We start from the raw sequence: 13,633 nt of genomic DNA, 5'->3' as shown, positions 1-13,633 counted from the left end.
TATATTATTTTCTATTTGGTTCATAGTAATCTTCTTCATAGTCAAATTGAAAATGTCTGGCATTATTTCTATAAACTCCGCTATCATTGACTCTTTTAAACTTAGAATCTTTTAATTTAGATTTTTTCTCGCTAGAATTCTGATGCTTTTTTGTCAGCAAATTCATAGCCCTATTTTCATCAAAATTATAATTTTTCACTATATTTCTCTTCTTCCTTCTAATGCTTTTGAAATAGTAACATCATCTGCATATTCCAAATCTCCGCCTACAGGTAAGCCATGGGCTATTCTAGTAACTTTTATACCCATCGGCTTTACTAGTCTAGAAATATACATAGCTGTAGCTTCTCCTTCTATCGTAGGGTTTGTAGCCATTATTATCTCCTTTACCTTACCATCACCCAATCTAGACATTAATTCCTTTATCTTAAGCATTTCTGGTCCTATACCATCCATTGGTGATATTACACCATTTAATACATGGTATTTTCCATTGTAATCCTTGGTTCTTTCCATTGCCATGACGTCTCTTGGATCTTCTACTACACATATAGTAGATTCATCCCTGTGATTATTAGAGCATATGCTACATATGTCTGAATCAGAAATATTACAGCATACCTTACAGTATTTTATTTCTTTTTTTACATCTTGAAGTGCTCTAGCGAGACCTTGTACATCATCGTTTTGCATATTAATTACATGAAAAGCTAGTCTTTGTGCTGTTTTTCTTCCTACCCCAGGTAATTTGGAAAACTCATTAATCAGTCTATCTATAGGTTCACTATAATTTTCCATATGTTTAATGAATCACCTAAAATGGTAGATTCATTCCTCCTGTTAATTTACTCATTTGAGATTTTTGCATTTCATCAATATCTCTAATAGCCTGATTTACAGCACTTAAGATTAAATCTTGTAGCATTTCTACGTCATCTGGATCTACTACTTCTTCTTTTATAGTTATATCTGTCAACTCTCTTTTACCATTCATTTTTACTACTACAGCACCACCACCTACTGATGCTTCTACTTCTTTAGTTTCTAACTCTTCTTGTTGCTTTTGCATATCTGCCTGCATCTTCTGAGCCTGCTTTAATAAATTATTCATATTCATTCCGCCTGGCATACCGCCACCGAATCCACCTTTTTTAGCCATTTTTATTCCTCCTATTATTTACATATCTTAAAAGTACATTATATCAAAAAAATATTTTTATTTCTATTGTATAATTAACTTGTCACCAGCTATATCCTTTAATAATTTTTCAGATTCACTGATATTTTCATCATCATTATCTTCTTTATCTGGTCCAAAATCCATATCTGGCATCTCTTCCTTTAAAATGAATCTAAGCTCTAAATTTAGCCCAAATATTTTTCTCATGGTAGCTTGTATATAATCTACACTGTCTTTTTCCCTTAATCTATTTACAGCAAATGAAAAATCATCACTAAGTATCACATACAATATTTTATTTTTATATTTAATATCATATTTCTCAGCCAAAAACGCCCTAAGTGGCATCTTTTTATCTACTTTCATTTGTTCTAGTAGTTTATCCCAATTTGACTTTATATCATTAATGTCTTCATCATCGATAATTTCCTTATATACTTTTGTACTAGTATCTTGAGTAAATTTATTAATATTTTGACTGTTATCATCTAAAACTGCTTGTGAATGATAGCTGTATATAGAACCTGCTATATTTTGATTGCTTAAAACTTGAATTTTTCCATCTTCCACTAACTTTTCTAGGTTTTCAATTCTCTTTTTTAGTGCTTCTTGAGAATTATCTGTTGATGGTGAAGCCAATTTCATTATATAAATTTCTACTGTCATGCGCTGATTAGTAGAGTATTTTAACTTGTCAATTAATTCAGATAGGTTTGATAGGATTCTTATCAATTCATCTGTATCTATTTCACTTGCCATATCTTTTATTTTTTTAGAATCTTCATCTGAGTAATCAATCAAAGATTCATCATTAGATGATATTTTTAACATCATAATATTTCTTAATAACTCTATCAAATCTTCTACTAAAAGTTTTAAGTCTTTCCCCCAAGAATAGTAAGCTTCAATCATCTTCATTGACTTTGATACATCAGAATCAATTACTGAAATACAAAACTCCAATACTTGTCTAGGATCTGTGCTTCCCAACAAATCTAAAACTAATCTAGCACTTAATTTTTCATCACTAAAAGATGAACATTTATCCAAAATACTTAGAGAATCTCTCACTGATCCCTTTGCATTTCTAGCTATAATTTTAAGAGCATCATCTTCGTACCTTATATTTTCTTTATCGCATATATACTTCATTCTATTTATAAGATCTTCGTCGCTTACTCTCTTAAAGTCAAATCTCTGACACCTTGAAAGTATAGTTGCTGGTATTTTATTGGGTTCAGTGGTTGCCAATATAAAGATTACATATTCTGGTGGCTCTTCCAATGTCTTTAATAAAGCATTATAAGCACCTGCAGAAAGCATGTGAACTTCATCTATTATATATATTTTATATTTCGACTCATTGGGTGTATATTTAACAGTTTCTCTTAGTTCTCTAATATCATCAACACTATTATTGGAGGCTGCATCAATTTCAACTACATCCAAATTTGAACCATCCAATATTGACTTACACATTGTACATTCATTGCAAGGCTTATCATCTGTGTCAGAAATACAATTTACAGCTCGTGATAAAATCTTGGCTGTTGTAGTTTTACCAGTACCTCTAGTACCACAAAACAAATATGCATGGCTTAGAGTATTTTCTTCTTGCTGATGTTTTAAAGTTTTTACTATATGTTCTTGACCTACTACATCTTCATATTTTAAAGGTCTGTATTCTCTATATAAAGCCTTGTGCATAAATTCCCTCCCCAAAAAAATAGCAACCCCATTAACTGGGATTGCGAATTTATATGTTTAAACTGCACACCATCCATTGACAAATGCCAATAACCGTTGCCCAAACAGTTGGCTCCCTATAGGCATCCCCAAGTCACATGAAAGGAATCACTTACCGCTGCTTTCTTCCGAATCTGACGGGGTTCATGAGCTTCCATTGCTTGGGACCCATATATCAACACTACTTATTTGAGACTGCACTACAGAACATTTGCCTCAGGATGGAATTCAACCTCGCTAAAGCGGATTGCGAGTTACAGGGCACCGCTAACTCCCCATCTAGTACAGAAAATTGTAACCAACACTGAAGTTTAACATATTTTATTTCAATCTGAGTTAATCATAAAATTGAAACATTCATTATATAACATATTAAATGATAACATAAGAAATAAAAATATTCAATAGAAAACTTCTTTACATAATACCTATAGATTTATAACACTAAATACTTTGATTTTTTATTTTTCTTTCAGCTCTTTTGTCCTTATCTAAATAATTTGTATAAGGTACAAATATTGCAAGTAAAGCAAAACCTGCCAAGCAATATTGATACCAACATAAATATATTACATCAAATGGGCTATTTAAACCCTTTATTGAAGCACAAGCGAATAATACTTGGGCACCATAAGGTATAATTCCCTGGAATACACAAGAGAATATATCTAATAAGGATGCTGTTCTTTTTGCATTTATACCGTATTCTTCACTTATTTCTTTGGCTATAGGTCCATTTATAAGTATAGAAACAGTGTTATTAGCTGTTGCAATATCTGTTAGAGAAACCATTGCACTAATACCTAATTCAGCAGACTTTTCACTCTTTATAATTTTCTTTATTTTTAATAAAACCCAATTTATGCCACCTTCTTTTTCAACCATTGCAGCAAGACCACCCATAAGCATAGAAAGCAAGAAAATGTCAAGCATGCCTTTGAAACCATTGAATATATGCTGAGTAAATACTAAAGTGGTAAATGATCCATCTACTATACCTATTATTCCTGAAAAAACTATACCTCCTGTTAATACCACAAATACGTTTAAACCACATAAGGCAGATATTAATACAAATAAATACGGAAGTATCTTTACTATACTATATGAATGTGATGCTACCTTTGGAAGTGTATCTGGTCTACCAAAAATTAATAACAGTATTATAGTAAGTATAGCAGCGGGAAGTGCAATCGCAAAATTTGCTTTGAACTTATCCTTCATTTCTACTCCCTGAGTTCTAGTAGCTGCTATAGTAGTATCTGAAATTACCGATAGATTATCACCAAACATACCACCACCAACTGTAGCTCCTATCACCAACATAGGATTCAGTCCAGCTGCTTCAGCAAAACCTATAGCTATAGGAGCAACTGCAACAACAGTTCCTACAGAAGTACCTGTAGAAATACCAATAAATGAAGATATAATAAATATTCCAACTGTAATATACTGTGGGGGGATTATAGACATACCAAAATTGACAACAGATTCTACTCCTCCCATTTCCTTAGATACTGTAGAAAACGCCCCTGCCAATAAAAATATTATACACATTATTATAATATTTTCATTTCCACATCCCTTTACAAGGGTATTAAATTTCTCATTTATACTTCCTTTAAATAAAATAAAAGCTACTATAATTCCTACAATAACTGCTACTGGAGAAGGTAATTGATAAAAAGCCATCTCTACACCTTTTGAATTCAAAACAATACCTGTAATCAGGTATACACCAATAAAAACTCCAAATGGAATTAATGCCTTGGCACTGACATTAATATTTTTTTCCATTTATACACCTCTTTCACTATAATTAATTTTTCTTAAATCTATAAATTTTATTATATCATAAAAAATCAAATTTTTTTAATAAGTATTTTCTTGTCAAAGTTACAATGTTATTAGTATTTTAAGTTTTTTAAATAATATAAAAATAAAGAGAGTCCAATGAACTCTCTTTATTTTTATATTGTTATATATAATAAATCTAAAAAATTTATTTACCGTTTGGATAGAATAAAACCTTACCTATACCTGGAGTTCTCTCTGCAATCTTTTCAAAAATTTCAGGACCTTCAGATAAGTCTAATCTATGAGTAATAAGTGATGATGGATCTATTTGGCCAGTCTTCATAAAATGTACAGCACTAGTCCATTCTCTTCCTGGGAATGGTGCTGACACTGAATTCCATGATCCATATATAGTCAACTCATTTCTAACTATTTTTTCAAAATAGAATCTTTCAATATTTATATCACCATAAGGTATCCCCAAGAATACTACTTTTCCACCTTTTCTTGGTAGTGCAAATACTTGTGCAGATGTTATTTTGGATCCTGCAGATTCAACTGCTACATCTACTCTTCTACCATCTGTAATTGTTTCTACTTGTTCATGTGGCAATCCCTTTAATGAATTTACGATATGCGTAGCTCCTAAAGACATAGCTAGTTCAAGCTTTGCATCGTCTATATCAATAGCTATAATCTTCTTAGCTCCAAATACCTTTGCCCATTGGATTGCTAAAAGACCAATTGTTCCACAACCAATTACAGCCACATCGTCTCCTACATTGATGTTTGTTTTATAAAGCCCATGTAAAGCAACAGCTGCTGGTTCTATCATTGAAGCCTTATCAAAGTCTACTTCATCAGGTATTGGCACAACATTTTCTGCTGGAACTTTTGTGTACTGTGCAAAGCAACCAGGATCCTTTGCTCCAATTACTTTTAAACTATCACACCTTGCAAATTCACTCTTTTTACAAGACTCACAATGTCCACAATAAAGGCTTGGGGAAGCTGTTACTCTATCTCCTTCCTTTATGTTTTTAACATTTGCTCCTACTTTATGTACTATTCCTGAGAACTCATGTCCCCATATCATACCTTCTATATAAGGACCTAGCATAGAATATCTATGACCATCTGATCCACATATTCCTGTTACCATAACTTTTATTATTACTTCATTTTCATTTTCTATTGTAGGCATTGGAGCTTCTTCAAACCTAATATCTCTTTTTCCATATAATCTTAAACTTTTCATTGATTCCTCCTAATATTTATTTTGATGAATCAACTGCTACCTTAATTTCATTACCAGCCATTAAGTCTTCAATTCCTTCATGGAACTGTTCTAGTGAAACTATCTTTGTAATTAAGGCTTCAGTATCAACCTTTCCTGCTTCTAATAATTCTAAGGACTTAACCCAAGAACTTGGTTTTTGAGATCTTGAACCAACATAATTAATTTCTCTTTGAACTAAAGATTCACAGTCTATTTCATTGTATCTCTTGGCAGCAATACCAAGCTGTACAAAAGTAGCTTTCTTCTTTAATAGTGGGAAGGCATCATTAACTGCTGGTATAAACCCTGAACAATCAAATCCCTTATCTACTCCGTAGTTATTAGTTTCTTTCATTATTACATCTTTCAAGGACTCTTCTTGAACATCAACTACAATATCTACACCTAATTTTTTAGCAAATTCTAATCTTTCCTTATCCTTTGTAATACCTGTCATTATTATTTTTGCACCTTGTGATTTAACAACTTGGGCAAGTAATAGACCTATTGGACCAGGACCTATAATTAGAACTACATCATCCTTTTCAATTGTAGACTTTTCAAGCGCTGCATGCACACAACATGCTAGTGGTTCTGTAAGTGAAGCTGCTAATAATGATACGTTTTCTGGAAGCACATGAACACTTTCTTCTCTAGATAATACATATTCAGCAAAGCTACCATTTACCTGTGTACCTATACCTTTTCTACTAGAACAAAGGTTATAGTCTTTTGATTTACAAAAATCGCACTGTTCACAAGTTTCAAAAGTTGTTTCTGAAGTAACTCTATCACCAACTTTTACATTCTTCACATCTGGTCCAATTTCTACCACTGTTCCAGAAAATTCATGCCCCATTGTTATAGGAGTCTTGATGTTAGCATATTCACCTTTAAATGAATGTATATCTGACCCACATATACCACTATAAGCAACTTTTATTTTCACTCTATCACCATACACCTTAGGCTCTTCAACGTCTAAAAGTTCAATATTATCATAACCTGCTTTTGTCTTAACTACTGCTTTCATAATTCTCCTTTCACATAACTACATAATCACTTATTTAAATAATACTAATTTTTATTATTATTAATTTATTACCACAAAATATTATAAAAAATCTTCCCTATGCAAATTGCTTAGGGAAGATTAAATAACTTAGAATAAACCTATTGCTTTTACTAATTCAGATAATTTGAATATTCCCCACTTATAAAGGTTACCACCGGCATCTAAGCTTGATACCAAAGTAGCATCCTGTGGTAATTTCATATGAGCCTGAGTTAATAACTGAGTATGTACAGGTGCAAGGTCTGTTGCCATAAATAATGAGAACGCTATTACTATTGTTCCTGTAATTACAGACTGAACTATATTACCCTTTCTAAAGCATACTATAAATGCTATATAGAATGGTATTGTTGCTAAGTCACCAAATGGTAAAACTCTATTTCCTGGTAGTATAACAGCTAAGAATAAAGTAATTGGTACTAGTATTAAAGCTGTAGATAATACTGCTGGATGTCCAGTTGCTAAAGCAGCATCAAGACCTATGTAAAGTTCTCTTCCTTCATATCTTGTCTGTAAGTAATCTCTAACAGCTTCTGAAATTGGAATTAGACCTTCCATTAATATCTTAACCATTCTAGGCATTAAGAACATTACAGCACCCATTGACATACCTGTATTAAATATTTTTGCCGGATCATATCCTGCTAAAGCACCTAATATAAGTCCTAATATGATACCCATCATCATTGGTTCACCAAAAATACCAAATCTCTTCTGTATAGTATCTGGGTCTGCCTCTATTTTATTTAGACCCGGTATTTTTTCAACTAACTTACCAACTAGGTATCCTAGTGGTGCAAATGATGCAGTAGAACCAGTCGGTAAACAAACACCCTCTAAACCATAAAATTCAGATACATAAGGAGCAGTCTTGTCTGCTGTATAAAGAACTAGTAACTCCATTATAATAGCACATATTATTGCCCATATAAAACTTCCTGTTACTATATAACCAAAAGCACCAGCTACAATAAAGTGCCAGTAATTCCATATATCTATGTTAAGTGTCTTTGTCTTATTAAAGTAAATAAGAATTAAGTTAACAATCAAACATACTGGAATTATTATCGGTGCAACTGGAGAAGCCCAAGTTGCTGATGCAGTTGTTGGCCAACCAACATCTATAACTGTTAGTGAAAGTCCAAAACGTGCAACCATTCCCTGCGCTGCTGGTCCTAGAGTAGAAGTAAGTAAGTTAACAACTAATCCTATACCAACAAATCCTATACCTATTGTCAAACCAGACTTTAAAGCCTTTGTAAACTTTATTTTGAACACTAACCCTAACAATAAAATTGTTACCGGTAATATTACCGTAGGACCAATACCCAAAATGTACTGAACTACTTGTAGTAATTTATCCATAATTCCTCCTAAAATTTATATATATTTTTTATAAAAATTATAAACTTATTTATTTAGCTCATCCAAGATCTTTTGATCAAGAGCCTTCATATTGATACCTGTAATATATCCTGTTGCTATAATTGCTGGAATATCATATTTAGTTGGTAAAATTGTAGTAGATACTATTAAATCTGCGCCCTCTTGCTTTGACTTCACTTCAGCTATTTTACACTGAATTACTTCTGCATCTATATTATTATCTTTCACTAATTGCTCAACTTTATTGCAAACTACTGTTGATGTTGCTATTCCTGCTCCACATGCTACTAATATTTTCTTACTCATATTTCTTTCCTCCTAAAAATTATAATTCCTTTAATATTTTTTCTAATTCTTCTTTGCTTCCTGCGTTTAATAAAGCGTTTACCTTGTCATTATCTTGAATTAATGTCATTAATTGAGTTAATACTTCTAACTGACTGTGTGGCTGATTTAAACCTAACATAAATGCCAATTTTACATCTAACACAGCATCAGCATCTTCCATTGATGCAAAATTTATTGATTGTTCAAATACTGAAACGGCTATAAACTCTTTGTTTACATATTCAGCATCTGTATGAGGTATGGCAACGGCACATTCTTCTAACTGTATTCCCGTTGGGAAAGTATCCTCTCTCTTTTTTACATTCACTTCAAATTGGTCATTTACATAACCAAGTTCTAAAGCTTTTTGAGACATCTTTGTGAAATAATCTGATTTATCTTCAGCTTTCATATTATAAAACAATAATTCCGGCACAAAAAAATCTTTCAAACTCATATAATTCCTCCATTCATAAAACAAAAATAATAATATATATTTTAATTTTTAATTATTATTATTTGTCATAATATATAGCATAAAGCATGCCATTTTTTATTTTTCCTTCAAATTAACCCATAAAAATAAATTTACTATTTGTAATCTAGTGTTTGTAAGTTTTGTGAATATATTTTCAAATTCTCAATTTTCTTTTTTTGTCAAAAAAAACAACCAACAATAAAAACAAAAATATTTTTGTTTTTATTGTTGGTTTTTATTGTCTATTTTGTTTTTGAAAAAACTTGGTATATTTCGTCTTTAGTGTCTGAGTGTAATACTGTATTTATTTCATCTTCATCACCAAGAATTGTAAATAAAGTCCTCATCTCTTCTTGATTTTCTTCTTTTGCAGCTATTAAAGCCACTAAATCTACCATATATTCATTATCCCAAAATATTGGTTTACTTAGTTTTGCTATAGCTATAACTGGTTTTATTACATTTTCAGGAAGTCCATGAGGTATAGCTATTCTATTATTGAAAACTAGGGTACCCATTGATTCTCTTTTATATAAACTAAGTATGAATTTAGAATCTACATATCCAGCTTCTTCTAATTTAGATACCATTGTATCTATTACATATTCTTTTGATATACCTTCAAATTTCTCAAATATAAAATCTTTATCTATCATGTCCGATAAATTTCCGCTTGATTTTATATCCTCATGTTCAATACTTCCAATAGATTTTCTATACAGACTATAAATCTCATTTACTCCTTCTTCTTTCATTATAGAACTATATTTTATAAAAGGAATATTATTATACTTTGCCTCTATGGTACCTACTATACATAATATTTGGTAATCCTCTTCTAATTTGCAAATCCTTTTTTCTATATCTATTTCGTCAAATAATCCTAAAGCAATAACCTTAATATCTATAGCTTTATCATATATTTTTCTCTCCAATATCTGTTTTATATTTACTGCATTTCCATGTCCACTCAAACATAAAGAAATTATAGCCTTTTCTTTTGATTTGTCAGAAACATTTATTTCATTTGATATTTGTCCTTCAGTTTTATTGACTTCGCAATCTTTTATTGAGTCTAAATAACTTACTATTTCATCAAAAGATTTTTGTTCAATAGCAGCCATCTTACCAATTTCCATTGCCAATAAAGTATCAGCTCTACTGACAGTATTGGTCTTTATTCCATATCTCTTTTCTATTTCATTACCAATTATTACCAAAGAACCCATATCTACTAATATTATCATCCCATTATTAGCTTCAATATTAGCAATATTAGACAAACATATTTCTAACCCCTCTTTTGCAGAATATTCCAAAGGCATTTCCACTCCATAAGTACATTCCATCCCCATCAAAAAATTTACTACCTTTGACATTTCAATACCTACTTTTCCATGGCTTGCAATCAGGACTTTGACATTTCCACTAACTTTTTCTTCTACCATACAAAATTTATTCACATAGTAAGCTAGATATCCTAATTCATCATCAGGTAGGGTTAATCCGCTAATATTTTCTGTAATGCCAGATATATACCTAGCTATTTCGAATTCATTTGGCATCTTCTTTGAAATTTTTGCCAGAGAAGGGTTTAGTATTTTCTTACCTTCTCTAATTCTTCTAAGAGTATGATCAATATGAATAGCTAAAGCTGGATATAAGGACTGATTTATGTGCTTATACTGATTTTTTAGGACATCATCAACTTTATCTATTATATCCATTACTTCAGAGGGAACATTTCCATTGAAGTAAGTTTCTAAATTCATATTACCTAAAATATCTCTATTAGAAATAATGTCATCAAATTTTTGATCAATTTTCCTTATAAAAATATTTCTCAACTCTTCATCTGAATAATTGCCCTTGCCTAATATTTTTAGTTCTTTTTCTGCATACTGATATATTTCTGATATTGATTTATTGTAGAAACTACCAAAAGAGTTTTTTGCATCACTAATATCTATAAATACATCTTCTATCCAATTGTAACCAGAGTTATTATCAAATTCTCTAATATTTCTTCTAAGAGAATAATCATCTACGTAAACGGTATCTTCTCCTAGCTCAAGTTTTGAAAAGGCTCTAGCACAAGTTACTTGTATATCACTTTTTAATTGACCTATATTACCTTTACAATCATAATCCATTAGCTTTTCAATTGCGCTTTTTGTAATAATAAAGTTTTTATTTACTCTTCTAGATTCTAATTTAAAAAATCTAAGTATTAAATTAAATCGTTCTTCTTTCGGTCTATCATCCAACTTTGGTATCTCTACTGTCACAGGTATCCTTCTCTTAAATGTAGCCAATAAATCAGAGTTTGGATCTCCTGTTGTTGCACAGATTATCAAAACCTTCGCCCTTCTCTCAAAATTACTCTCCCCTAATCTTCTATATACTCCTCTATCTATTAAAGAAAATAATATTTCTTGACCAGAAGATGGCAATCTATGAATTTCATCTAAAAATAATATACCTCCATCAGCTTTTTCGACTATCCCTTCTTTTGATACGTCAGCTCCTGTATATGCACCTTTTTTTACACCAAAAAGGTGTCCTATCAAAAGATTTGGATTTTCTGCATAGTCAGCACAATTAAAAATCACAAATGGGCTAGATTTTTTCTTAAATCCATTATATGTTGAAAATTTATACATACACTCTGCCATATCACTCTTACCAACACCAGTTTGTCCATGTAAGATGGTATGTAGTCCATTTGGTGGATACATCATTGCAGATTTTAGCATAGCAATTTTTTCTTTTAAACTTCCATCAAAACCAATAAGATCTGCAAATGCATCTTGTTCAATTTCTCTATTATCTATACGCTTTATTTTTGATTTATTTTTACCTATATATGTATTGTGGGTATTTTTTTCTATCTCTTTACTTATGATATTATTTTTATCTTCAATTTTAATTTTATTGCTTTCTATTTTTACATTTTTAGTCTGATTTTCAATAGAACTCAAAATACTTCTCACCAAAGATCTAGATATTTTATATCCTTTTTTTATTAATATTTCAGTAATAGCTCTGTCATTTAATTCAGGGTTAGCTTTTTTTATTTTTGATACTTCTTTATGTAAAAGCCCTTTTCTTCTATCGCTTGAAGAAGCTATATTTAACTCCAATCTCATTCCAGTTAGTTTACTTCTAGATATTGACAGGATATCTGCTAACTGCTGATCAGTAAATGGGTTTTTTTTATCTTCATTTTTTATTAATTTTATAAGATCATTTTTCATCCTGTCCTCCTAATTTATTACTTATGCTTTTTTGTATAATAAATTTTATCAAATAATGGGCTAAAAAAAAAGCTAAATTTTTTCTTTCATACATATTATAAATCCTAATAACTTTTTATAGTAATATATAAATCAGTAACATAAAAATAAATATTTATTTAAGGACCTGAGCCCATTGATACAATTTTAAAATCTCCATTATCATCTTTTACTAAATAAATAAAATAAGAATTTAGACCATTAGGTTCTAGCTGATTATCATCAATATATATATATAATTTATATTCTCTTATTATAAAATATCAGATTCAACTGTTATGTTTTAATTAACTATTATATTACTATTTTTCATCAACAAATAATTAATAAAGCCATCTTTATCTTTAGGTGCAACTACTATTTCATTATAAGTAGTTTTTATCACTAAACGGTCGATTGAAGTTGTATTAGCTGCAAGTATACTCTTTTTCTTTCTTATACTTATAATTTGCGAATAAAATATATCGGTTTTATCGAAACCAAATATAATTATAAATTTAAATTATCTCTGTACTTATAAATCCAATAACTATATACCACCATAAATCTTTCTTACCTTCAAATTTCATGTTTATTGATCCCCTCATAATAAGCATTACAAAAATAATAAGTATGAATTATTATTTATACTTATTATACTATTGAAAAACACATTAGATAATAATATTCAGATATTTTTTCTAAATAATATAATTATTGTATTTTAAATCTATAAATAAAATCTTAAAATAGTAATTAATTATTATTTTAATACTATCTTTCTAGTTTTTTCTACTCTATATATTTTCAAATTTAAGAAACTGAAATTAAAAGTATAGTAAAAGATTTATTAAATATGGTAAGATAATTGATAATAAACGTCCTCACAGCAATTTAAAAGTTCTTATAAGAATTTTAATATAGAATCAATAAAATTTTCCCATGGGCTAAGAAAAATGTATACTATAAATATATTTGAAAAGAATATACCATCAAAGACAGTTCAAGTTTTAATGGGACATCCCTATATAACAATCACATTAAACTTATATACTGAGGTTATGGGGAATCAAAAATAAGAGGCTATTGA

At 30.2% G+C, this 13,633-nt stretch carries 13 protein-coding genes and 1 other RNA gene; 1 reads left to right on the top strand and 13 read right to left on the bottom strand.

Translation table 11 applies throughout. The features are described from left to right. Positions 1-4: 4 nt before the first annotated feature. The 13 genes from O0R46_RS00180 to O0R46_RS00120 form a co-directional block, all read right to left on the bottom strand. Positions 5-199, bottom strand: a complete 195-nt coding sequence (locus tag O0R46_RS00180) for a hypothetical protein (RefSeq protein ID WP_269311640.1) — start codon at positions 197-199, stop codon at positions 5-7. Continuing rightward, positions 199-798: a recombination mediator RecR gene (gene recR / locus O0R46_RS00175; RefSeq protein ID WP_269311639.1), complete on the bottom strand. Its 600-nt coding sequence runs from the start codon at positions 796-798 to the stop codon at positions 199-201. Before recR ends, O0R46_RS00180 begins: the two co-directional genes overlap by 1 nt. Positions 799-814: 16 nt before the next feature. Then, positions 815-1,159 (bottom strand): YbaB/EbfC family nucleoid-associated protein, encoded by a 345-nt coding sequence (locus tag O0R46_RS00170; RefSeq protein WP_269311638.1) that lies wholly within the window; start codon positions 1,157-1,159, stop codon positions 815-817. A 63-nt stretch (positions 1,160-1,222) separates the two neighbouring features. After that, entirely contained in the window at positions 1,223-2,887 is a 1,665-nt protein-coding gene (gene dnaX, locus O0R46_RS00165) for a DNA polymerase III subunit gamma/tau (protein WP_269311637.1), read from the bottom strand. A 62-nt stretch (positions 2,888-2,949) separates the two neighbouring features. Then, an RNA gene (gene ffs, locus O0R46_RS00160) (signal recognition particle sRNA large type) lies at positions 2,950-3,214 on the bottom strand. A 156-nt stretch (positions 3,215-3,370) separates the two neighbouring features. Further along, positions 3,371-4,723, bottom strand: coding sequence for a Na+/H+ antiporter NhaC family protein (locus O0R46_RS00155; protein ID WP_269311636.1), 1,353 nt, complete (start codon positions 4,721-4,723; stop codon positions 3,371-3,373). Between the two features lie 205 nt (positions 4,724-4,928). Continuing rightward, positions 4,929-5,981, bottom strand: coding sequence for a galactitol-1-phosphate 5-dehydrogenase (locus tag O0R46_RS00150; protein WP_269311635.1), 1,053 nt, complete (start codon positions 5,979-5,981; stop codon positions 4,929-4,931). A 16-nt stretch (positions 5,982-5,997) separates the two neighbouring features. After that, complete coding sequence (locus tag O0R46_RS00145; protein WP_269311634.1) at positions 5,998-7,035, bottom strand: zinc-binding dehydrogenase; 1,038 nt, start codon at positions 7,033-7,035, stop codon at positions 5,998-6,000. Positions 7,036-7,164: 129 nt separating this feature from the next. Then, a complete protein-coding gene (locus O0R46_RS00140; RefSeq protein WP_269311633.1) occupies positions 7,165-8,442 on the bottom strand; it encodes a PTS galactitol transporter subunit IIC in 1,278 nt (425 codons plus the stop codon). Between the two features lie 45 nt (positions 8,443-8,487). Further along, positions 8,488-8,769, bottom strand: a complete 282-nt coding sequence (locus O0R46_RS00135; RefSeq protein ID WP_269311632.1) for a PTS sugar transporter subunit IIB — start codon at positions 8,767-8,769, stop codon at positions 8,488-8,490. Positions 8,770-8,788: 19 nt separating this feature from the next. Further along, entirely contained in the window at positions 8,789-9,247 is a 459-nt protein-coding gene (locus tag O0R46_RS00130; RefSeq protein WP_269311631.1) for a PTS sugar transporter subunit IIA, read from the bottom strand. 263 nt (positions 9,248-9,510) lie between these two features. After that, positions 9,511-12,525 (bottom strand): sigma 54-interacting transcriptional regulator, encoded by a 3,015-nt coding sequence (locus tag O0R46_RS00125; protein ID WP_269311630.1) that lies wholly within the window; start codon positions 12,523-12,525, stop codon positions 9,511-9,513. 322 nt (positions 12,526-12,847) lie between these two features. Beyond that, entirely contained in the window at positions 12,848-13,003 is a 156-nt protein-coding gene (locus O0R46_RS00120; protein ID WP_269312509.1) for a PH domain-containing protein, read from the bottom strand. A 460-nt stretch (positions 13,004-13,463) separates the two neighbouring features. On the opposite strand from O0R46_RS00120, the gene O0R46_RS10200 reads away from it, so the two are divergent. Beyond that, positions 13,464-13,622, top strand: coding sequence for a site-specific integrase (locus O0R46_RS10200; RefSeq protein ID WP_422763622.1), 159 nt, complete (start codon positions 13,464-13,466; stop codon positions 13,620-13,622). Positions 13,623-13,633 lie beyond the last annotated feature (11 nt).

It is taken from the genome of Peptostreptococcus equinus (assembly GCF_027125355.1).
GTDB lineage: Bacteria > Bacillota > Clostridia > Peptostreptococcales > Peptostreptococcaceae > Peptostreptococcus > Peptostreptococcus equinus.
The sequence above is the reverse complement of the archived record's forward strand: the minus strand, read 5'-3'. Positions and strand labels throughout refer to the sequence as shown.

Excerpts from the sequence above, each read along its gene's own strand:
- recR (WP_269311639.1), bottom strand. The coding sequence starts at position 798 with ATGGAAAATTATAGTGAACCTATAGATAGACTGATTAATGAGTTTTCC.
- O0R46_RS00170 (WP_269311638.1), bottom strand. The coding sequence starts at position 1,159 with ATGGCTAAAAAAGGTGGATTCGGTGGCGGTATGCCAGGCGGAATGAAT.
- dnaX (WP_269311637.1), bottom strand. The coding sequence starts at position 2,887 with ATGCACAAGGCTTTATATAGAGAATACAGACCTTTAAAATATGAAGAT.
- O0R46_RS00155 (WP_269311636.1), bottom strand. The coding sequence starts at position 4,723 with ATGGAAAAAAATATTAATGTCAGTGCCAAGGCATTAATTCCATTTGGA.
- O0R46_RS00150 (WP_269311635.1), bottom strand. The coding sequence starts at position 5,981 with ATGAAAAGTTTAAGATTATATGGAAAAAGAGATATTAGGTTTGAAGAA.
- O0R46_RS00145 (WP_269311634.1), bottom strand. The coding sequence starts at position 7,035 with ATGAAAGCAGTAGTTAAGACAAAAGCAGGTTATGATAATATTGAACTT.
- O0R46_RS00140 (WP_269311633.1), bottom strand. The coding sequence starts at position 8,442 with ATGGATAAATTACTACAAGTAGTTCAGTACATTTTGGGTATTGGTCCT.
- O0R46_RS00135 (WP_269311632.1), bottom strand. The coding sequence starts at position 8,769 with ATGAGTAAGAAAATATTAGTAGCATGTGGAGCAGGAATAGCAACATCA.
- O0R46_RS00130 (WP_269311631.1), bottom strand. The coding sequence starts at position 9,247 with ATGAGTTTGAAAGATTTTTTTGTGCCGGAATTATTGTTTTATAATATG.
- O0R46_RS00125 (WP_269311630.1), bottom strand. The coding sequence starts at position 12,525 with ATGAAAAATGATCTTATAAAATTAATAAAAAATGAAGATAAAAAAAAC.